Raw genomic sequence first — 21,478 nt, 5'->3', positions numbered from 1 at the left:
TATGAAAAGGATCAGTATTTTTATTCTGTTACTGTGTTTTTCGTTTATCGCCAAAGCGAATTTAGCATTAGAGGGGTCAAGAGTGATCCTTTATCACTCAGACAGAGAAGCATCCTTAAATATAAAGAATGATGGTGAGTTTCCTGTGGTGGTTCAAACATGGGTGGATGATGGTAATCCAGAAAATACTCCAGAAACCATAACTGATGTTTCCGCTTTATCATTACCGCCAGTATTACAATTAAAACCGAGTGAATCACAACGAGTACGAGTAATTAATAAATTTACCAATACAGATAAAGAGAAAGAGACACTTTACTGGCTTAATTTATATGAAATCATGCCTAAGCCTGAGAACAAAAAATATGATGAAGGTTTAATTAATGTCGTTGTCAGATTACAAGTAAAAGTATTCTATCGCCCTGATGATTTAATTATGGTGATTTCCGATGTCAGTAGCGCTCTTGTTTTTACGAGATCAGATAAACAGTTAACAATTGAAAATCCGACACCTTTTTATGTCACCATTAAATCAGCATCTGGCGAAAATAATCCTAATATTCTCATTCCTATGATAGCGCCATTTTCAAAACAACAAGTTACATTAGAAAACAGTCAAATAAACCAAATTAGCTATATTCTTATTGATGATTTTGGTGGCGAATTTAAAGATAAAAAAGAGATAAAGTAGATTTGCTGGTGGTTTGTATTGGATTATGTAATTAAATTAGACTAATTGTTTGTTTTAATTAGTCTCATTAATTATAAAAATTGAATGAAATATAAGCCAATGTTATTTTTTAATTACCGTATTATTTTGAGTTTCTAGATTAAGATAAATGCGCCATTTTGTCGCCACTTTCTTCCAGATACAAAAAAGCCACTTATTTCTAAGTGGCATAAATGTCTGATTTATCAGCTTAAAATTGGTGGGTTGTGGGAGGCTCGAACTCCCGACCAATTGATTAAGAGTCAACTGCTCTACCGACTGAGCTAACAACCCGATGCGCTGATTATTCTCCTCTCAAATGCGATGGTCAAGTGCTTATTTTGATTTTTTTTTAAATGGATAAAATATCGCCGATTAAATTAAAGAAAGGATCTTATCTGGTTATCAAAGCATCATTCATTTTACTAAAAGTGATCTTTTCATTACTTATACTGAGATTTGTGTCACAATAATTTCGCAAACATATTACCGCGTCAAAAAATAAAATAGCGGTAAAAACAACATCGAAAATATGAAAACACTTCAGGTATTGTATGGAAGATCAAACAGAAATTTCTCCTCCCGCTAGAGTGAAAAATGCCACTCTACAGCGCGGGCTAACAAATCGTCATATTCAATTAATTGCTATTGGTGGTGCTATCGGTACTGGTCTATTTATGGGATCAGGGAAAACCATTTCGTTAGCTGGACCATCAATTATTTTTGTTTATATGATAATTGGCTTTGTCTTGTTCTTTGTGATGAGAGCGATGGGCGAGCTGTTGTTATCAAATTTAGAATATAAGTCATTTAGTGATTTTGCTGGTGATTTATTAGGGCCGTGGGCTGGTTTTTTTGTCGGCTGGACTTATTGGTTTTGCTGGGTCATTACGGGTATTGCCGATATCGTCGCTATAACGTCCTATATTAGTTATTGGGCTCCTAATTTTCCTGAATGGGGAACATCCTTTATTTGTGTGCTGACATTGCTTATTTTAAATTTAGCAACAGTCAAACTCTTCGGAGAAATGGAATTTTGGTTCTCCATGATAAAAATAACCGCAATTGTCTCTTTAATTATTGTTGGTATTGTTCTTATCAGTATTGGGTTTGAATCGCCAGCAGGACATACAGCAGCACTAGAGAATATTTGGAATGATGGGGGAATGTTCCCTAAAGGGTTAAGTGGATTTTTTGCTGGATTCCAAATTGCTATTTTTGCGTTTGTTGGGATTGAATTAGTCGGGACTGCGGCTGCAGAAACTCGTGATCCAGAAAAATCCTTGCCGAAAGCTATCAATGCTATTCCTATCCGTATTATTACTTTTTACGTATTAGCATTAGCAATTATCATGTCGGTAACTCCATGGCGTTCTATTTTGGCGGATAAAAGCCCATTTGTTGAGTTATTCGTTATGATAGGAATACCCGCAGCTGCAAGTTTAGTAAACTTCGTGGTATTAACGGCAGCAGCCTCTTCTGCAAATAGTGGGATATTTTCCACAAGCCGAATGTTATTCGGTTTATCTAAAGAAGGCGAAGCACCAAAACAGTTTAGCCAATTATCTAAACGTGCAGTACCTGCCAATGGACTGTTATTTACTAGCTTATGTTTGTCATGTGGAATTATATTAATCTACTTTATTCCTGATGTTATGCACGTATTTACCTTGGTAACAACAGTCTCTGCGTTATTATTTATGTTTATTTGGAGTATGATTTTATGCTCTTATTTGGCATATCGTAAAAAACGCCCACAATTGCATGAAAAGTCTATCTATAAAATGCCTTTGGGAATTATTATGTCGTGGCTGTGTCTTGCATTTTTTGCATTTATGACGTTGCTACTCGCTTTTGAACATGATACTCGCCAAGCATTAAGTGTGACTCCATTATGGTTTATTGCATTAGCAATTGGCTATCAGTACGTTAAAAAACGTAAACAAAAAATGGCAATAGAAAAATAAATTACGCATTCTTTTTTTATTAAATGTATAGCCTTATCAATCCATGATAGGGCTATTTTTTTAATTAAAAATTAGGTGTCATTCAAGTGAGTTAAAATATTTTTAGAATATGTTAACTATATCCGGCAATTTTTTAAAAATACACTATCCTACAATTAAAATAAAAGGAGACGGTATGTATAAGAATATTTTGGTTCCCATTGATATTGATGAAGATAACCTGATGAACAAAGCAATTCCGTTAGTGGAAAATATTGCAAAAAATGAAGATCCTTATGTTCACTTTTTGTATGTGTTACCTAAACTTCCACAATCTTCTTATTATCGACTTGTTATGAATGGCGATCAATTAGATCAAGGATGCTTAAAAACGTCAGCGGAAAAAGAGCTTAAAAAAATAATCGAACGTTTTGATTTACCTGATGACAGAATGCAAACTCACATTTGTATTGGTACACCACGAGATGCAATATTGCAGATTGCTGATGAGGTGAATGCGGATTTAATTGTGATTGGTTCGCATAATCCTGAAGATGATTCTTATCATATCGGTTCAACCGCCGCAGATATTACACGTTATGCAAAACGTTCTGTTATGGTAGTAAGATAATAGAGCCGTAAGATAACTCTAATGTGTTTATAAGTGAAAAATAAGAATATTTGCAGAGTTTAGTGATATCGCTGTTATGTTTTGTTCACACGTAACAGCGATTATGCGATTAAAAAGGTAAAGCAATCGCACAAATCAGCAGCTTTTATATTTGGAACAAATTCTTTTTTTAATTACTATTACGTTATCTCCTGATAATAATTAAAAAATCCCTATGTTAACGATCACCGCATTACTAGAAAACAAATCGATTAATCCTGAACTTAACCATTATCCTGGTTTATCATTATTGTTAGAAGATGATGAGTGCCAAGCTAAAATTCTCTTTGATACTGGAAAAGACCTTACCTTTATTTCAAATGCAAAAAAAATGGGTATTGATTTAACCACATTGAAAACGATTGTTGTGTCTCATGGGCATTATGATCATTTTGGTGGACTTACACATTTGTCAGCAGATTTTTTCACCCATAAACCACGAATTATCGCCCATCCTCATTTATTTTCTGTTCGTTATTCAACCCTTTTTTTAGGTAATAAAAATATTAAATTTAAACGTTTAGCACCTTTATTTGATCGAGCAAAACTCGAAGCGCAGTTTTCTTTTGAATTAACACAAGCACCGTTAGTAATCGAAAAAAGTTTTATCTATTCGGGACAAGTGACTCAACGTCAAGTGAATAAACGCTATGGTGTTATTATTCATGAATCAGGTGAAGAAGATGATTATGTTCTTGATGATAGTTTTCTTGTTTGGCAAGGAAAAAAAGGCCTAGTGATTATCACTGGTTGTAGTCATTCTGGTATTGAATCTATCATTGAGCACGCGAAAAAAATAACCGGAAATAACCAAATTCAAGCGATTGTCGGGGGATTGCATTTACGTTGTGCAACACCATTTGATTTACAGCGTGCTAAAAAAGCCATAGATGAAAATATTGATGTGTATGGATGCCATTGCACTGGGGTATTAGGGCGAAAATATCTTAATGCGAAAGATTTCAATGCAGGACAATCTTTATCTTTTGAGTAGTATTTAATAGAACGAAGTCTATTGAAAGAGACGAAATTTTTGTTTTTTTGGTTTGCATTCTAACAAAATAAGCTATTGAAACAAAAAAATTAAAGTGCATTTAGTGCTATTTATAATGAAGAGAATAGTCGAATACTTATTGGCAATAAATAATATAACTTTATTGCCAAAAGGAAAGTGTTTTGGTGATTTTATTTGCGGATAACCATTACTGAACGCGACGTATTGTTTACAATATAATCCGCTGTTGAACCCAGTAAAATATTACGTTTATTGCGTGAACTTGAACCAATAATAATGGTATCTGCATCAATTTTATCTGCTAACTCTAGAATATTATAATTAGGTGTACCAATAACGGCATGGCATTGGTATTGCTCTTTGGGTAAGTTAAATTGTTGTTTTACGCATTGCTCTAATTTTTCAGTCAATAAAACTAAAGCTTGTTGCTTTTTCTCAATGACCGACGAGCTGTCACAATTAAGCCCATAAGCTTCTAAAGAGCGCAAATTAGGCATAACTGTAATGAAATGGAAATAATTTTCTGGTTTCCTAGCTAGGAAGTGAATATCTTCGATCATGCGCTGAATTCTGCTATCTTCTAATAAATCAATTGCAACGAGGTATTTGTTAGCCATAGTGTGCCTTTTCAATAAATTAGCCCTTAAATTAAGTATAAATAAATCGGCTTACAAGTTGAAATTTAAAAGTAAATATTGCGATTATTGCATCATTATTCTTGGTTTTTTGGCTCTAAAAGATAAAAAAATGGTGTGGTGAATGCGTAAATCCATTAAAATTTAGTAAAATTGTCTAATAGATCTTTTATTATTTTTACACATCACGGAATGATCCCACTAGGTTATAGTTTATATGAGAAAATCAAGCGAAGACTTACTGAAATGTATTGCCACTATATTACAGTGGGTGCTTAATATTGGGTTACTTATTTTAGCGATTGTATTGGTCAGTTTTCTTATCAAAGAAACATATGTAATTGCTTCATTATTATTTAATTTAGGTGCAGAAGAGTCGTCTTATCAATTATTAGAAGGTATTTTGATCTACTTTCTTTATTTTGAGTTTATTGCACTTATTGTTAAGTATTTTTTATCTGGTGGGCATTTCCCATTAAGGTATTTTATTTATATCGGAATAACAGCAATAGTACGACTCATTATTGTTGAGCATAAAGACTCCGTTGATACGCTAATTCAATCAGGTGCAATATTGTTGTTAGTTATTGCGTTATTTATCGCTAACACTGAAAAACTAAAACGAACTTAATTCGCCTATAAGTTGTGCTTAGTAAGCTACTCAGCATAGAAAGCATGACTTAAGATTAAAAATAAAGAGTAAGGTTTTCCGCAAGATTGGGAGAGGTATGTTATTATCTCTCCCAATTCTATTCTGGGTTATACAAAAATATTACTATGTCTTATCAATGTCCATTATGTTATCAGGCGCTTTCTCTTCAAGTTCACAGTTGGGTCTGTGAAAATAATCATCAATTTGATTGTGCTAAAGAAGGGTATGTCAATTTGTTGCCAGTGCAATTTAAACGCTCAAAAGAGCCTGGTGATAGTGCTGAAATGATTAACGCACGCCGTGAGTTTTTAGATGCAGGTTTTTACCAGCCAATGCGAGATAAAGTGGCTGAGTTAATACAAACATTATTGCCTGAAGATAACAGTGTTGTATTGGATATTGGTTGTGGTGAAGGTTATTACACCAATCAATTTTATCAAAATCTAAAATTACATAATCCACAAGTTTATGGCTTAGATGTTTCTAAGGTTGCAATTAAATATGCAGCTAAACGTTATTCATCCATTCATTTTTGTGTAGCTTCAAGTCAACGTTTACCTTTTTGTGATGCTTCTTTAAATGCAGTTGTGCGTATTTACGCCCCCTGTAACAGTGATGAATTAGCAAGAGTCATTGTGCACAATGGTTATATTATTACTGTTACACCAGCCCCTCGTCACCTTTATCAGTTAAAAGCACTGATTTATTCAGAAGTACATCTTCATCCATTAAAAGAAGAACATTTTGATGGATTTAATAAAGTGTCTGAACATCAGGTTGCTTATATGATGAATTTAAACGGTAAGCAGGCTTTTGATTTATTACAAATGACGCCGTTTGCATGGCGTGCAAGCGAAGAAGTAAAACAGACATTAGCGGAAAGTAAAAACTTTGAATGTGAAACAGACTTTTTAATTCGAGTCTATCAACGTCATGCTTAATAATGTGAAATAACAATATTTTATTAAGTTAATAAAAAAGCTTAGGTCGTGATATTTCAAACCTAAGCTTTTTAATATGCTTTATTAGCGATTATTTGGCGTACATAAATAATTCTAAGTGTTCGAATACAATATTAAAGCCGATAGCAATTAATACGATCCCGCCAATAATTTCTGCTTTTTTTCCAAGTACTGGGCCAATGTAGCGCCCAATTAGCATACCCAGCGTAGCCATGATCATGGTCATCATACCAATCGTCATTGCGGTATGAACAATATTGACTTGAAGGAACGCTAAACCGACACCAATTGCCATTGCATCAAGGCTTGTAGCAATACCTGTGGCGATTAAAGACAGTGAGCCGTGGCGTTGTGGGGCTTCTTCTTCACAAGGACAATCATCGCCACGTTTTAAGCTTTGGTAAATCATCCGGCTACCAAGAACAAACAGTAATCCAAAGGCAACCCAGTGATCCCATTGAATAATATATTGGCTAGTATATAAGCCTATCGCCCAACCAATAACGGGTGTGCTGGCTTCAATAATACCGAATATAAATCCAGTGCGGAGTGCTTCGCGAAAACGAGGTTTGTGTAATGTGGCTCCTTTACAGACAGCAACAGCAAATGCGTCCATAGAAAGGGCAAGGGCGAGAATGATAGTAGCGTAGAAACTCATAATAAAGCCTCGGTTGGGGTATTTCCATATACACACAATTGACCCCCAACCAAAGAAGTACAATTATGTGTCTATGGTCTTGCCAACCGTATTACGGCATCTGCACCACGCTAGATGAAAATAAGCGAGTATGTTGATACAGATTTCTTAAAATAATTATTCTTATTTTAAGACAGGCTACTCCCCAATGACTTGGTGCAGAAGATAACATATTATTTTCGAAAGGCAACATATTATTTATTATATTTCAAAGATGATATTGATAATAATTATCATTATTAAATCAGATTGCTTTAAATATATTTTAAACGATCTTTAAATGTTAAAAAAATGATAAGATTCAACATGATGAATTATTAACCATATAATAAATAATGGGTTTTAATTATTTTTATAATAAGAAATTAATATTTTATAGAAATGAGTACACCTAAAAATTATAAGCTCTATTTCCTACAAAATTAAATGAATATTAAATGAGCCTATATTTAATAAGTATATTTAGTGATGAAATTTAATATATAAAAATAAAAAGTTTTAAATTATAAAAAGATAGATTGCTTAATTTCAAATGTATATTTAATAATTATTTTCTTTAGTTATCTAAGGGTTAAGCGATGATTAAAAATAAAGTAGCTGAAATAAAAAAGCCATTCAAAATGAATGGCTTTTCGTCTAAATAGTATTAATTAGTCACACTGTACTTTGATTGCAAGACCACCGCGCGATGTTTCGCGGTATTTAGCATTCATGTCTTTACCCGTTTCATACATAGTTTCAATGACTTTATCGAGAGAAACACGAGGTTCACTGGTACGACGAATTGCCATACGCGCGGCATTAACGGCTTTAACAGAAGCAATGGCATTACGTTCAATACAAGGAACTTGAACTTGGCCTGCAACAGGGTCACAAGTTAAACCAAGGTTGTGTTCCATACCGATTTCAGCAGCGATACAGACTTGTTCTGGACTTCCGCCTAATAATTCAGCAAGACCCGCAGCTGCCATTGAACAAGCTACGCCAACTTCGCCTTGGCAACCTACTTCTGCACCAGAAATAGAAGCATTCATTTTGTAAAGAATACCAATTGCGCCAGATGCTAAGAAATAGCGTAAGTAGATTTCTTGTGTAACAGGTTCGATGCAACGATCGTAGTAAGCCAATACAGCAGGAACGATACCACATGCGCCATTTGTTGGTGCTGTTACAACGCGTCCACCTGCTGCGTTTTCTTCATTAACCGCCAGTGCAAACATATTGATCAGATCAACGACTTTCATTGGATCGTTTGACAGGCTGTTGCTTGATGTCAATAAGCGATTTAATGCAGCAGCACGACGAGGTACACGTAATGGCCCTGGTAATACGCCTTCTGTATTTAAACCGTGTTCAATACACTCTTGCATTGTTTTATAAACATCAGCGAAATAAGCATTAATTTCTGCTTGAGTATGCAGATCCAGCTCATTTTTCATCATTAAGCTGGAAATGGATAAACCCGTTTCTTTACAGTGTTTTAATAGCTCTTCTGCGCTAGCATAAGGGTATGAAACAGGCTTGCTGTTTAATGTTGATTTACCGAAGTTTTCTTCATCAACGATAAAACCACCACCAATAGAGTAGTACGTTTTTCTATAGACTTCTTTGTCGCCAGCAAAAGCATGGATTGTCATACCATTTTCATGTAATGACAGGTTGTCATTGCTAAAATGCATACTTTCTGCTGGGAAATCGACCACTTTTAAGCCGTTTGCTAATGATAGCTTGCCAGTTTCTTCAACTTCACGAATAAAACCGGGAATGCTGTCAATATCGACAGTAGCTGGTGCATTACCTGCTAACCCCATAATAATTGCGATATCAGTATGGTGACCTTTGCCTGTCAAAGACAAGGAGCCGTAAACATCAACAGCTACGCGAGTGACAGACGCAATCAATTCCTGGCTGACTAAATCATCGACAAATTCTTTACCCGCTTTCATTGGCCCTACGGTGTGAGAGCTAGATGGTCCGATGCCCACTTTAAACATGTCGAAAACGCTAATCACGTCAGACTCCTTAATAATAAGAGAGAGGGTTAAAAAGAATGAAATATAGTTATTTATAGTAAAGGGATCGTTTTTACGATTATATCGTCCCGTTAATGATGTAGTTTACAACATTTTTTTAAAATAGCTAAGTAGAGTTGTGAAGGCGATGATAAAAAGCACAAGCTGAATATAAAATAGCGTGTTAAGTAATATGTAAAGCGAGTCTATGTAAAATAGCGGCGGTTAATCCCCAGACGAGATGTCCATTATAGGGATAAAAGTAGATACGATGATTTTCACCAGCACGATGAAAATCTAGTGGTTGATAATGTTGGGCATTAAGTACATGGCTTAGTGGCATTTCAAAGATAGAGGCGACTTCAGCAGGGTTATGGCGTAAAGGTAAACCCGCAGGAATAACACCCACAATAGGGGTAACTAAATATCCGCTAGAACTTTGCAAAGGGGCTAATTGACCAATAACGGATACGGCATGGGGTGGAATAGCCACTTCTTCATGCGCCTCCCTTAGAGCTGTTGCAATAAGGTTGCTATCTTCAGGATCGCGTTTACCGCCGGGTAAAGCGACTTGCCCTGCATGAGAGCGTAACGTTGATGCACGCTCAGTTAATAATAATGTTGGGTTAGGTTTATTGATAATCGGCAGCAAGACGGCTGCCGATTTTTGGGCATGAAGAGGCTGATTTACCTTGTCATCAGGTAATGTGAGTTGAAAACGATTGATAAAAGTATCAATGGGTGTCATCGATAGTAGACTCACTTAAAACAGTTAATATTTGCCCAAGTTTATCGAATGTTTCTTGGTACTCTTTTTCAGCAACGCTATCAGCAACAATACCACCGCCTGCCCAACAGTAAATTTTATTTTTTTCAGTTAATAAAGTGCGAATGCTGATATTGGTGTCCATTGTGCCACAAAAACTGATATAACCAATTGCACCACAATATCCATGGCGACGATGTGGCTCTAATTCTTCAATGATCTCCATAGCTCTGATCTTCGGCGCTCCGGTAATTGAACCACCAGGGAAAGCTGCTCTTAATAGATCCGTTGCTTTTAAATGCTCAGGAAGTGCTGCGGTGATGGTACTGACTAAATGGTGTACTGCAGGGAAACGCTCGACAACAAACAATTCAGGAACCTTAACAGAACCTGTTACTGCAACTTTGCCAATATCATTACGCATCAAATCTACAATCATTAAGTTTTCAGCGCGATCTTTACGTGAATTTGCTAATAATTGAGCTTGTTCATCATCTTCTTTTGGCGATGTTTTACGAGGTAGTGTGCCTTTTATAGGACGTGTTTCAATTTTATTATCAACTAAATGAATAAAACGTTCAGGTGAAACACTAATCACAAAGTTATTTGGCAAACACATAAACGAAGAAAAAGGTGCCTTATTAGCTTGATTCAATGTTAAGAATGCGTTCCACTCACTGCCTGTATAGCTTGCACAAAAACGTTGAGCTAAATTAACTTGATAGCAGTCACCCGAAAGTAAGTATTGATGAATTTTAGCTATTTTCTCGTTATATTCATCACTACTAATGTTTGATTGCCAATCTGTTGTTAAGGTGAATTGTGAATCAAGAGCTGTGGAAGTTTGGCTTTCTAACCACTGTAAGCGCTCATCAATATTGTGATAGCTAATTAAAGTGGCTTTTTTTAAGTCGTGATCGACAATAAGTGCCCAATCATAAATACCAATTGCCATATCTGCGAAACTAAGTTCATTTTTCGCTATTTCAGGTAGATTTTCAAAACGACGACCTAAGTCATAACTCCAGATACCTAAAGCGCCACCCAAAAAAGGCAATGAATCACTTTGTTCTGGGTGAAAATCGAATTGGTCCAACGCAGATTGAATGAGAGTGAAGGGATCTTTTTTGGAACGTTTGACCGTACCGTTTTTTTCTTTAATCGTTGTCGTTTGTTTGCGAGTTTCTAAAGTCACAGCAGGATCGGAGACAACAATATCAAAACGATTATGAGGATGTTCGGCAAAGCCAGAATGAAGTAAACTAGACCAAGGCAATGACGCAATAGGAGAAAATACCCGCAATGCTAGATCAGGGGTATAAGTTAGTTCGCGTTGTTGTAATTGCATATCCATCTTATGACCATGTAAACAAAGTGTGTTGTATTATTTGCACAATAAATTGTAATCAAAAAGATTACATTCATGTAAATACAAAATAGACGTTAATAAAGATAAGAGTAACATTATGTTTCTAGGAATGCCTACATTAACACATGAAGAGCAACAAAAAGCGGTAGAAAAAATCCAATCTCTTATGGCTGAGGGAATGAGCAGTGGAGAGGCTATCCAACTAGTAGCTCAAGAGTTAAGAGAGAAACACGCGACCCGTGAATCTGTTTCTATTGTATTTGATGATGAAAATGAATAAAACAATTTTTTAACAAATGTCACAATTGTGTTATTAACCATATGCTATGCTTAATGAAAACACATCCTGTTTTAAGGGATATTTTCGGGAGGTTATATGAAATTAAGCAAGCTTGTGAGTCAAACAGGGATACTTGGTGCAGGTCTTTTACTTGCCGTTTCTTTTGGAGCATTTGCAGAAAATATCGAAAATGTGAATAAAGATATTGTGCGCTCTGCACCATTTTCGAGTTGTGTTAATTTAGATAACAATCAACTTGTTACAAGAGTAAAAAATGATTATTTACAAAATCGTTTACCTCGCTGGCAAGATGATAAAAATGCATTAGGATCAAAACCTGTTGCAAGTATTAATGCTAATGAAGTTATCAAGATGGATAATAACTATCAGATGGTATTGAATGTAAGAGGGGCGAGAACAGATCTTCGTTACAATGTTCAAGTCAATTGTGATGACAATACTATTACTTATGTTTCCCCTAAATAATAGATAGGTGATAGTGAGTTGTAGTTAATCGATTGAAAGAAAAAGAGATAAACCAAGGTTTATCTCTTTTTTTTACCATTATCAAAATAACGGAGAGTGTTTGACTATTTTTTTACCGGTGGGTCATAAGGTAAACGAGAATAGTGTTGGCTTCTTGCACGATAAAATACCAGCCTTTCTTGAAAGAAGGCTTGAAAAGCTTGAGGCTGTTCTCTTAAAACAGCATCTGCTACAACGGGCATGTTATAGCGCTCTTTAAAAGCAACGCCTGAAGCGGCTAAGCTTATATTTAGCTTATCTTTTTCTTCTTGTGTTAATTCTGAAAGGTTATAACTCATTATCTTTCCCTCTATAACAATATAAGTAAGGTAAAAGAGCGTGCTTATTAATGCAAGTAAATAAAGATATTAGTCATTAATGTGTAGTAAAAATGATGTGCTTTATTTGGGTCGATTTTTAATCAAGGTCATTAAATATAACAATAAAAGTCTATCCTTCTTGAATTGTTATACCACTTTATGAGTAATTCAAATAAGGCTAATGATAAAATGAGCATTTTTAATCCTTATTAAATAGATTTTAAAATAGAGAAAAAAGCAGTTTATCTCTGAAAAGAGTAAATAATATGAATGTTTAATTTGATTTAGATCAATGAAAAGAGTGATGGATTTTGCATTAAAAATAGGTAAATAATGTTAATTTATTAATGAGATATTTCATGTGTTTTTATTTTGTATTATTTGACAATGAGTTATGATAAGGCACTGAAATATTGAGATAAAAAAATGCCCTGTTGGGGAAACAGGGCGAAAATTAATACAACACCAGGGAAAAACATAGTATAAATAAAATTAACCAAATGGTTAATAGGTAAACTTACGTGATTCTACATTTTTTTATTAATATTAAATAAAGGTTATTAAACTTTAATTAATGTTCAAAAAAGAATAAGGTTATTAATGAATAGCTAGTGAATAAAAAAGAGAAGAGAAAGCAATCAACAGTATTCATTAAAAATGAAAGATAACAAACCATGCTAGAATTAATGCATTAGGAAAGTATGATAAAATAAAGATGTAAAGTTTATTTTTATCTTATTTTAATATATTATTAATATTAAAGCATTTTATTGACATGACAATATAAAATATTTATTGTTAATTGTTATAAAAATCTTTATTTCTTAAATGTTAATTACTGAAATTTTAAATCTGACATTAAAGAAAATCTTAATTAAACACTTTAATAGTTCATTTAAATCTTATTTTAGATAAATAGAAAAGATTATTAATTGATGTTTTTTTAATCTGTTTGTTCTTTTTTCTAAAATGACTGATTAACTTAATGACTAAAGTATTTACTTTACTTTTCTGAGTTAATAAAATAAAGAAATAATTATTTATCCTAATGATATGTATGGTTTTTTATCTTTTCAATATTGTTCATTTTAGTTAACGATATAATTAAATTAAAATAATAACATGTAAAAAAATAAACAAAAAATATACATATCACGCAATATTGTGTTACATTTAGTTCGCTTTTCACACAGTAATTTTTGATATTACTTTAAGACGGATTCGGATCAGTAATTGACTCAATTACACGATATCTGCTTACTTTTTTATTTCAATAGCGATGTAAGGATAGGTTATATACGTTATTACATAAGGGGATTGATTTGACAGGGCTAATAAACTTTGCGAATAACATTTTATGGGGATATGTTCTTATCTACTTACTTCTTGGAGTAGGTATTTACTTTACTATCCGTACTGGATTTATACAAATCCGACATTTTAGTCATATGTTCTCTATTTTAAAAAATAGCCATAAGTCAGATAAATCAGGGATTTCTTCCTTTCAGGCATTATGCACCAGTCTAGCTGCGCGTGTAGGTACTGGAAACTTGACGGGAGTCGCGATTGCTTTAACTGCGGGCGGCCCTGGCGCTATTTTTTGGATGTGGGTAGTCGCTTTAATTGGTATGGCGACATCATTAATAGAAAGTACACTCGCACAACTTTATAAAACAAAAGATGATGATGGTAACTACCGTGGTGGTCCTGCTTATTATATGACAAAAGGACTGAAAATGCGCTGGATGGGGGTTCTCTTCGCCATTTTCTTAATTATCGCTTTTGGCTTAGTTTTTAATGCTGTTCAAGCGAATTCGATTGCTCAAGCTACAGCTTCTGCCTTTAATTTTGATCCACTCTATGTGGGGATCTTTTTAGTACTCACCAGCGGATTTATTATTTTTGGTGGCCTGCGTTGGATTGCTCGTGTTGCTGAATTAGTTGTTCCTGTCATGGCAACAGCTTATTTATTATTAGCATTTTGGGTTGTTGCAGATCATATTGAACGCTTACCCGAAGTTTTCATTTTAATTTTTAAAAGTGCTTTTGGATTACAAGAAGCGGCTGCTGGTGCCATTGCTTACGGTATTAGCCAAGCGATGACACAAGGTATTCAACGCGGTCTCTTTTCTAATGAAGCTGGTATGGGTTCTGCACCGAATGCGGCTGCTTCAGCAACACCTTATCCACCGCATCCCGCATCTCAAGGCTATATTCAAATGCTAGGTGTTTTCATGGATACCTTGGTTATTTGTAGTGCCACTGCGGTGATCATTTTATCATCAGGTGTACTAGACAGTTATCCTGAAGGTATTAACGGTATTCAATTAACACAATTAGCCTTGTCATCTAGTGTGGGTGGTTGGGGAAGTACTTTTATTGCAATTGCAATTTTCTTCTTTGCTTTTACCTCCATTATTGCCAATTATGCTTATGCTGAGAGTAATATGATTTTCCTTGGACGTAATCACACAACAGGGCTATTTCTTTTACGTTCAGCGGTTTTAGCTATGGTGATGTTTGGCGCTTTAGCGGATATGCCTCTTGTTTGGAAAATGGCCGATCTCTCAATGGGATTAATGGCAATGACTAATTTAATTGCAATTATCTTGCTTTCTGGTGTCGCCTTAAAATTAGTTAAAGATTATAACCAGCAACGACAAGCAGGTTTACTGCCGACATTTGATATTCGCCAATATCCAGAGTTACAAGATGACATTGAGGAAGGAATTTGGGACGAGAATATTGTTCCTGATGAACCTTTAGTTCGATGTGAAAAAGTGAGCAATAACTAAAGCACTAATAAAAAAGAGTCAAAACGCAGAACCCATATTCTTTAATATGGGTTTTTTTATTACAATTTAACTTTGGGAATAATCAATCAAGGATCAGAAATGAGGTCTAGTCGGTATTATATAGGATTACTTATTGCAATAAGCCTCCTAACCAGTTGTGCCAAACAACCAGTATTTATTGATAGAGGTGAATATATAGTTAAAGTTATTCCTAATAAGCAGGAAGCAAATGACTGCGTAAAATATCTGGTGATGCACTATACCGCGCTAGATGATGAACGCTCGCTTAAGGTTCTTACTGGGGGGCGAGTCAGTAGTCACTATTTGATCCCTACACATCCTTCATCTATTGATGGAAAGCCAGTGATTACTTCATTAGTGGATGAAAGGCAAATTGCATGGCATGCGGGCATTAGTCAGTGGGGAGACGCAACTAGCTTAAATAATTGCTCTATTGGGATCGAGATAGTCAATCTGGGTTACCGTGATAATGGCAAGTTTAGGTATTGGTATTCTTATACAGCGGATCAAATCGTGACGATTTCAGCGGTAATGAAAGATATTATTGACCGTTATGATATCGAACCTCAAAACGTTTTGGGTCACAGTGATATTGCACCTCTCAGAAAAGTTGATCCGGGTCCTTTATTTCCTTGGGAAAGATTAGCCAGTCAAGGTATAGGTGCTTGGCCTGATAAGCAATTAGTGAAAACTTATTTAGCAGGTAGAGATCCTTCAGAGCCTGTTGATGTCGCGAACTTCCAAAAGTTATTACAGCAATATGGTTATCAAACACCAACGAATGGTGTGTTAGATAATAATGCACAAAAAGTAGTGAAGGCTTTTCAAATGCATTTTAGGTCGAGCAAAGCAGATGGTATTCCTGATGCTCAATCAGAGGCGATTTTAAAGGCATTGATTGAGAAATACCGAACTTAAAGTTTCCTGTGATAAGCTGTACTGAATAGATAGTAAAAATGCAGGTAATAGAAAAGCAAAAAGCGTCTCCAATATAAAATTTGGAAGACGCTTTTTTTATCAACTTATAATCAGCATTACAAATTAGGTGATATATGCTGGTTATTTCGCTGTATTTTCTATTGGAAGATTTTCTTCTTTAAAATTTAAGCTAACAACCAGCGAGATCACAAATGCAATCGCACCTGGTAATACCCAACCTAAGCCATAATCAGACAGTGGGATATAGCTAAATAATTGCAGTAAATCAGCATTTAACCATTTCAATTGTTTCAACGTATCGAAAAGGCTCATCAAAACAATGATTGCAATTGTAAAGCGATAGGTAAAGCGAGGCGCTTTTAATTTATTACGAATAAATTGCAGTAATACCAATGTGACTGATGTTGGATAAATCATTAATAATGCAGGAATAGTCACTCGTAATAGTGTATCAAGACCAAACGTTGATACGACGGTGGTCATTAATGTAAATACCACAACCCAAAAGCGATAGCCTAAACGGTGATGGAATGTCGCAAAGTAGTCTGCCGCAGCACTTGTTACACCGACAAGTGTTGTCATACTGGCTAATAAAACAATACCTCCCATCAACCAAGTACCCACAGAGCCAAATAACGCATCAACATAACGTGAGAAAATCTGGCCACCGTTAGTAGCATTGAGTGCTGGATCAGCAAAAACAGAAACAGAGTGGCTTGTTGCACCTAAGTAGAAAAGGCACAGATAAAGTGCTGCTAATAGTAAGACTGAAATCATGCCTGCTTTTATGGTAATAAAACCGATCTGGCGTGGTTCAGTAATGCCTTTGGTATATAAAGCACGAGCAACGATACCACCAAATGCCATAGCAGAGAGGACATCCATGGTTTGGTAACCATCAATAAAGCCAGAGAAGAAGCCATTTACCGCATAAAGGCCTGTTGGTTCACCAATTGGGGAAATCGGTTTAGCCACAACAGCAATGCCCACAACCACCAGCAGAATTAACAGTGCTGGTGTCATAAACTTACCAATGGCGCTTATCATTGTGCCTTGTTTGAGCATGAAAAACATACTTGTGATATTGAAAACAAGTGCGAAAGTAAGGTGTGTTGCCGTATTTTTCTCAATAAGCCCTAAAGGTAAGAAACCCATTTCATAAGCAGTATTGGTGACACGAGGCATCGCAAAAGTAGAACCTACGATAAGATACAGTGCTACCCAGAAAATCACAGCCACCCATGAAGGCAAATCAACAGAAAGGCGCTCTCCACGTCCACGAATTGCGACGATAACCAAGGTAAGAAAAGGGAGTAAGACACCTGTAACCAGGAAACCTAAAGATGTACTAAACCAGAGGCTTCCTGATTGGAAACCCGCCATAGGAGGGAAAATAATATTGCCAGCGCCAAGGAAGAGTGCGAAAACCATCATCCCAAGAACGAGCATGTCTTTTGTAGAAAGCATAACTAAAACTACCTGTCTGTGAAGAAAATATATTAATGATTTATATTTGTTATTCTATATCTAGCCTAATTAACAGCTTAATATGTTGTGAAAATGCAGTTTGAATAACGAAAAGTGAATTGATAGTAACAAATTCTGAAGGATATGTAAGAAGAAAGGCAGATTTAACGCTCATTTAACAGTAATTATAGAATAATAAAAGGCTATGTTTTTGGTCGAAAAGCAGTGTGATCCTCTGCTGAGGATCACAATTGCTATATAATTTTGTAGACATTCGCGATAAAACACAAAAAAGATCGTGTTTAAATAAATTTATCGATAGCTACTGCAACACCGTGCTCTTCATTAGAAAGTGTGACGAATTTAGCGACTTTCTTCACTTCTTCAGGCGCATTTCCCATCGCAATACCTAAACCCGCATATTTTAGCATTGCCAAATCATTACCTTGATCACCAATACACATGATTTTTTCTGGTGTGATTTTCAAATGTTCAGCAACTTTTTTAACCGCACTCCCTTTATTGACATTGGTATTTAATACTTCAATAAAATAAGGGGCACTACGTAATATGCTGTATTGTTCATAAATATTAGTAGGAAGATATTGAATAGCATTATCCAAAACGGCAGGTGCATCAACAATCATAAACTTACTAAAATACATATCAGTTTGCATTTCATTCAGTGGACGATAATAAAGCGGAGTCCAAGATAAAAAGGCTTCTTGGCAGGTGAAATGGCTAATATGACTGTTGGTAGTATAAATCTTATTATCGCTGATAACGTGAAAATGGACGCCAATCTCACGAGCAAGGTTTTCAAAATAGAGATAATCTTCAAAATTGAGCAGATCTTGAATAATCACTTCACCATTATCTGCTTGATGGATTTGACTACCATTATTGCTGATGCAGTAACAATCAGAGGTATCAAGACCGAGTATTTTTAAATAGGGATAGATGCCATTGAAGGAGCGTCCTGAAGCTAATACAATCTTAACTCCCGCCTCTTTTGCTCGCTGAACTGCTTGTTTTACTTCTGGCGTAATTTCGTGTTGTTTGTTAAGCAAGGTTCCATCTAAATCAATCGCGATAAGCTTAATACTCATTAGCATCCCCATATTAAATAAAAGCAATTATGATAAAGGAAGGGCGAAGCGGTCTATCATCACATAGCTTGAGTATTATTTATGTGACATTAAAGGCTATCTGTATAATGCCACATAAATGGAAGGGTTAATCACAACAAGGTGATTGTAAATGTAAAGGCTGTTTGGTTTCTAAAACGATCTCTTGATTTTGCCGAAAGTCGAAAGGCGTGATGCCATACTCTTTACGGAACATATAAGTAAAGTGAGATTGTGAACCAAAGCCGAAATCAAGGGCGATATCGAAGATAGAGCGCTCACTGGTACGTAATAAGTGAATAGCTCCAGCTAATCTACGCTGACGGATATACTTTCCTAAAGAGGTGCCCGTGACTTCTTTAAAGATTTTCTGCATGTGCCAAAGAGAATACCCAGAATAAGCCGCCAACTCTTCAAGATGGATAACACGGCCTAAATGCTCCTCAATCCATTTACTTAGGGCGCAAACCAATGCGAGATGATTATCTTGTGGCATTACAGTTCCATTCTATCAATGAAGTTAAGGTAAAAATCAAAATTAACTCCCTAATCTTATACAAAAAATAGCAGACAGAGAAATCCATATTAATGGATAGCTATCTCTAATCGTTGGCAAAATGTGTACTTAAATAATATAAGGTCATTTTACATACAGTTTAGAGCGAAATAATGCAAATTATCTGAAGTCTGTCGAGGAAGCGTTTACCTTTCATAATGAAAGTTATGCTAAATTTACTCATAGAGATAATTGATTGCGAATTTTATAACAACAACTCCCTGTCTTGTTATCGTATTTAAGCGAATGCTTATAATGTGATAAGTCATACTAACAAAATGTATTTAAAGGATTTTAAATTGAACGCAAAGAAAATAATTATTAGCTTAATTATTGCATTAGTCATTACCTTTGGCCTCTATCTTGTGGCTTTAGATAATTTTTGCGATCGAGGAGAGGATTTCCAACAAGGTCTTTGTCGCTTTACCACATTATTCCCCTCTAAGCATCACTAAAAGATAGCTTTTCTTATTATTTTTCGCCTAGCATAAAATGTATTTGTTATTCAAGTCAGAATAGTGTTTTAATGGTGGCTTGAAATAAACAAAATCGTAAATATTAGTTTACACGTTAAGTTGATAAAATAATAAAGAGAAGAGGATGTATGGCGAGAGAGTCGCAACAGACAGAACTTAAGCGCGGTCTGAAAAATCGACATATCCAGCTAATTGCGCTGGGTGGTGCTGTCGGCGCTGGTCTGTTTCTTGGTATAGCGCAAACTATTAATATGACAGGCCCATCAGTAATATTAGGATATGCTATTGGTGGTTTTATTGCGTTTATGATCATGCGTCAATTAGGCGAAATGGTTGCCGAAGAGCCAGTTGCGGGTTCGTTTAGTCACTTTGCTAATAAATATTGGAGCCCATTTGCTGGCTTCTTATCTGGCTGGAACTATTGGGTGATGTTTATTCTTGTCGGTATGGCAGAATTAACAGCAGCAGGTAAATACATTAACTATTGGTTACCTGATATTCCTGTTTGGGTTTCCGTTGCTATCTTCTTTGTGGCAATCAACTTAATCAATTTGATCAACGTTAAGATGTATGGTGAAACAGAGTTCTGGTTTGCCATTATTAAAGTATTAGCGATTGTTGGTATGATTTTATTTGGGAGCTACTTACTGGCAAGTGGTAATGGTGGCCCTCAAGCTTCGGTTAGCAATTTATGGGAGCTAGGCTTTTTCCCTCATGGTTTTACGGGGTTCATGTCTGCATTAGCCATTGTGATGTTCTCTTTTGGTGGACTTGAGCTGGTGGGGATCACTGCGGCTGAAGCTGAAAACCCAAAAGTGAGCATCCCAAAAGCGACTAACCAAGTTGTTTATCGTATTTTAATTTTCTATATCGGTTCATTGTTAGTGTTACTTTCACTTTATCCTTGGACTCAAGTTGTGAAAGGTGAAAGCCCATTTGTTCTGATTTTCCATAACTTGGATAATTTCTTAATCGCGAATATTTTAAATGCCGTGGTATTAACTGCTGCACTGTCTGTTTATAACAGTGGTGTTTATTCTAATAGTCGTATGCTTTATGGTTTGGCAAAACAAGGTAATGCGCCACATGCGCTTTCTCGCATTAATAAACGTGGTGTACCGGTAGTGTCGTTACTATTGTCAGCAATTGCGACTTCATTAGGTATCTTAGTTAACTATTTATTACCTGATCAGGCACTAGAACTATTAATGGCGTTGGTTGTAACCACGTTAGTACTTAATTGGATCATGATCTGTTTAGCGAATTTAAAATTCAGAGCGGCAAAAACAAAAGAGGGTGTAGAGCCTTTCTTTAAAGCACTTTGGTATCCATATGGTAACTATATCTGCCTGGCTTTCTTATGCATGATTTTAGTGATTATCTTATTTATGCCACAAGTGAATATTTCGGTGATTTTAATGCCATTCTGGATTGCGTTCTTATGGGTTGGATTTAAGATTTCCCGCATGAAGAAAACACCTAATAGCACTCAAGTAAGCCAAGATATTTAAATATTACTGACTTATTTGGATAATAAAA

Annotated in this window: 21 protein-coding genes, 1 tRNA gene and 1 riboswitch; of the genes, 12 read left to right on the top strand and 10 right to left on the bottom strand. The window is 35.5% G+C overall.

Features of this window, described 5'->3' with window-relative positions:
• The first annotated feature begins 1 nt into the window (after window position 1).
• A complete protein-coding gene (locus ABN212_RS14265) occupies window positions 2–691 on the top strand; it encodes a fimbrial biogenesis chaperone (RefSeq protein WP_198632215.1) in 690 nt (229 codons plus the stop codon).
• A 236-nt stretch (window positions 692–927) separates the two neighbouring features.
• On the opposite strand, the gene ABN212_RS14260 is transcribed toward ABN212_RS14265, so the two are convergent.
• Window positions 928–1,003 (bottom strand) — tRNA-Lys (locus ABN212_RS14260).
• Window positions 1,004–1,263: 260 nt separating this feature from the next.
• Here ABN212_RS14260 and cycA point away from each other — a divergent pair.
• The 3 genes from cycA (at window position 1,264) to ABN212_RS14245 (ending at window position 4,319) form a co-directional block, all read left to right on the top strand.
• Window positions 1,264–2,676 (top strand): D-serine/D-alanine/glycine transporter, encoded by a 1,413-nt coding sequence (gene cycA / locus ABN212_RS14255; RefSeq protein ID WP_198621008.1) that lies wholly within the window; start codon window positions 1,264–1,266, stop codon window positions 2,674–2,676.
• A 175-nt stretch (window positions 2,677–2,851) separates the two neighbouring features.
• Entirely contained in the window at window positions 2,852–3,286 is a 435-nt protein-coding gene (locus ABN212_RS14250; protein ID WP_100160390.1) for a universal stress protein, read from the top strand.
• A 214-nt stretch (window positions 3,287–3,500) separates the two neighbouring features.
• Window positions 3,501–4,319 carry an MBL fold metallo-hydrolase gene (locus ABN212_RS14245; protein WP_349443329.1) on the top strand — a complete coding sequence of 273 codons (819 nt, stop codon included), beginning with the start codon at window positions 3,501–3,503 and terminating at the stop codon, window positions 4,317–4,319.
• 191 nt (window positions 4,320–4,510) lie between these two features.
• Here the strand turns inward: ABN212_RS14245 and ABN212_RS14240 are convergent, their stop codons facing one another.
• Window positions 4,511–4,957, bottom strand: coding sequence for a universal stress protein (locus ABN212_RS14240; protein WP_198621010.1), 447 nt, complete (start codon window positions 4,955–4,957; stop codon window positions 4,511–4,513).
• 235 nt (window positions 4,958–5,192) lie between these two features.
• Here ABN212_RS14240 and psiE point away from each other — a divergent pair, with 235 nt between their 5' ends.
• Together psiE and rlmA are read left to right on the top strand one after the other, a co-directional pair.
• The gene (gene psiE, locus ABN212_RS14235) at window positions 5,193–5,606 is read left to right on the top strand and encodes a phosphate-starvation-inducible protein PsiE (protein ID WP_023581865.1); all 414 of its coding nucleotides are present in this window, start codon (window positions 5,193–5,195) and stop codon (window positions 5,604–5,606) included.
• 146 nt (window positions 5,607–5,752) lie between these two features.
• Complete coding sequence (gene rlmA / locus ABN212_RS14230; protein ID WP_198621011.1) at window positions 5,753–6,568, top strand: 23S rRNA (guanine(745)-N(1))-methyltransferase; 816 nt, start codon at window positions 5,753–5,755, stop codon at window positions 6,566–6,568.
• 91 nt (window positions 6,569–6,659) lie between these two features.
• Here rlmA and mntP read toward each other — a convergent pair whose 3' ends face one another.
• The 4 genes from mntP to pabB form a co-directional block, all read right to left on the bottom strand.
• Window positions 6,660–7,247 (bottom strand): manganese efflux pump MntP, encoded by a 588-nt coding sequence (mntP, locus tag ABN212_RS14225; protein ID WP_109374204.1) that lies wholly within the window; start codon window positions 7,245–7,247, stop codon window positions 6,660–6,662.
• A 59-nt stretch (window positions 7,248–7,306) separates the two neighbouring features.
• Window positions 7,307–7,445, bottom strand: a riboswitch (yybP-ykoY riboswitch).
• A gap of 491 nt (window positions 7,446–7,936) precedes the next feature.
• Window positions 7,937–9,298, bottom strand: a complete 1,362-nt coding sequence (locus tag ABN212_RS14220) for an L-serine ammonia-lyase (RefSeq protein WP_160230451.1) — start codon at window positions 9,296–9,298, stop codon at window positions 7,937–7,939.
• 184 nt (window positions 9,299–9,482) lie between these two features.
• On the bottom strand, window positions 9,483–10,046 hold the full coding sequence (locus ABN212_RS14215) for a CoA pyrophosphatase (RefSeq protein ID WP_109374206.1): 564 nt from the start codon (window positions 10,044–10,046) through the stop codon (window positions 9,483–9,485).
• Window positions 10,033–11,418, bottom strand: coding sequence for an aminodeoxychorismate synthase component 1 (gene pabB / locus ABN212_RS14210; protein WP_349443328.1), 1,386 nt, complete (start codon window positions 11,416–11,418; stop codon window positions 10,033–10,035). Before pabB ends, ABN212_RS14215 begins: the two co-directional genes overlap by 14 nt.
• A 112-nt stretch (window positions 11,419–11,530) precedes the next feature.
• Here pabB and ABN212_RS14205 point away from each other — a divergent pair, with 112 nt between their 5' ends.
• Window positions 11,531–11,713, top strand: coding sequence for a YoaH family protein (locus tag ABN212_RS14205; protein ID WP_109374208.1), 183 nt, complete (start codon window positions 11,531–11,533; stop codon window positions 11,711–11,713).
• Between the two features lie 96 nt (window positions 11,714–11,809).
• Window positions 11,810–12,199: a protein YebF gene (gene yebF, locus ABN212_RS14200; protein ID WP_198621013.1), complete on the top strand. Its 390-nt coding sequence runs from the start codon at window positions 11,810–11,812 to the stop codon at window positions 12,197–12,199.
• Window positions 12,200–12,303: 104 nt separating this feature from the next.
• Here the strand turns inward: yebF and ABN212_RS14195 are convergent, their stop codons facing one another.
• Entirely contained in the window at window positions 12,304–12,537 is a 234-nt protein-coding gene (locus ABN212_RS14195; protein ID WP_100160381.1) for a DNA polymerase III subunit theta, read from the bottom strand.
• A 1,343-nt stretch (window positions 12,538–13,880) separates the two neighbouring features.
• Here ABN212_RS14195 and ABN212_RS14190 point away from each other — a divergent pair.
• Window positions 13,881–15,353, top strand: a complete 1,473-nt coding sequence (locus ABN212_RS14190; RefSeq protein WP_198625734.1) for an alanine/glycine:cation symporter family protein — start codon at window positions 13,881–13,883, stop codon at window positions 15,351–15,353.
• Window positions 15,354–15,452: 99 nt separating this feature from the next.
• Window positions 15,453–16,292, top strand: coding sequence for an N-acetylmuramoyl-L-alanine amidase (locus tag ABN212_RS14185; RefSeq protein WP_198621015.1), 840 nt, complete (start codon window positions 15,453–15,455; stop codon window positions 16,290–16,292).
• 141 nt (window positions 16,293–16,433) lie between these two features.
• On the opposite strand, the gene brnQ is transcribed toward ABN212_RS14185, so the two are convergent.
• The 3 genes from brnQ to ABN212_RS14170 form a co-directional block, all read right to left on the bottom strand.
• Window positions 16,434–17,780 (bottom strand): branched-chain amino acid transport system II carrier protein, encoded by a 1,347-nt coding sequence (gene brnQ, locus ABN212_RS14180; protein ID WP_198621016.1) that lies wholly within the window; start codon window positions 17,778–17,780, stop codon window positions 16,434–16,436.
• A 302-nt stretch (window positions 17,781–18,082) separates the two neighbouring features.
• Window positions 18,083–18,889 carry a sugar-phosphatase gene (yidA, locus tag ABN212_RS14175; RefSeq protein ID WP_349443327.1) on the bottom strand — a complete coding sequence of 269 codons (807 nt, stop codon included), beginning with the start codon at window positions 18,887–18,889 and terminating at the stop codon, window positions 18,083–18,085.
• A 127-nt stretch (window positions 18,890–19,016) separates the two neighbouring features.
• Complete coding sequence (locus ABN212_RS14170) at window positions 19,017–19,403, bottom strand: helix-turn-helix domain-containing protein (RefSeq protein WP_006533085.1); 387 nt, start codon at window positions 19,401–19,403, stop codon at window positions 19,017–19,019.
• Between the two features lie 338 nt (window positions 19,404–19,741).
• On the opposite strand from ABN212_RS14170, the gene mgrB reads away from it, so the two are divergent.
• Together mgrB and ABN212_RS14160 are read left to right on the top strand one after the other, a co-directional pair.
• A complete protein-coding gene (mgrB, locus tag ABN212_RS14165; RefSeq protein WP_229096604.1) occupies window positions 19,742–19,918 on the top strand; it encodes a PhoP/PhoQ regulator MgrB in 177 nt (58 codons plus the stop codon).
• 149 nt (window positions 19,919–20,067) lie between these two features.
• On the top strand, window positions 20,068–21,450 hold the full coding sequence (locus tag ABN212_RS14160) for an amino acid permease (RefSeq protein ID WP_109374214.1): 1,383 nt from the start codon (window positions 20,068–20,070) through the stop codon (window positions 21,448–21,450).
• Window positions 21,451–21,478 lie beyond the last annotated feature (28 nt).

The organism is Proteus genomosp. 6 (genome assembly GCF_040139785.1).
Lineage (GTDB): Bacteria > Pseudomonadota > Gammaproteobacteria > Enterobacterales > Enterobacteriaceae > Proteus.
This window is presented reverse-complemented; position numbering and strand designations above follow the sequence as displayed.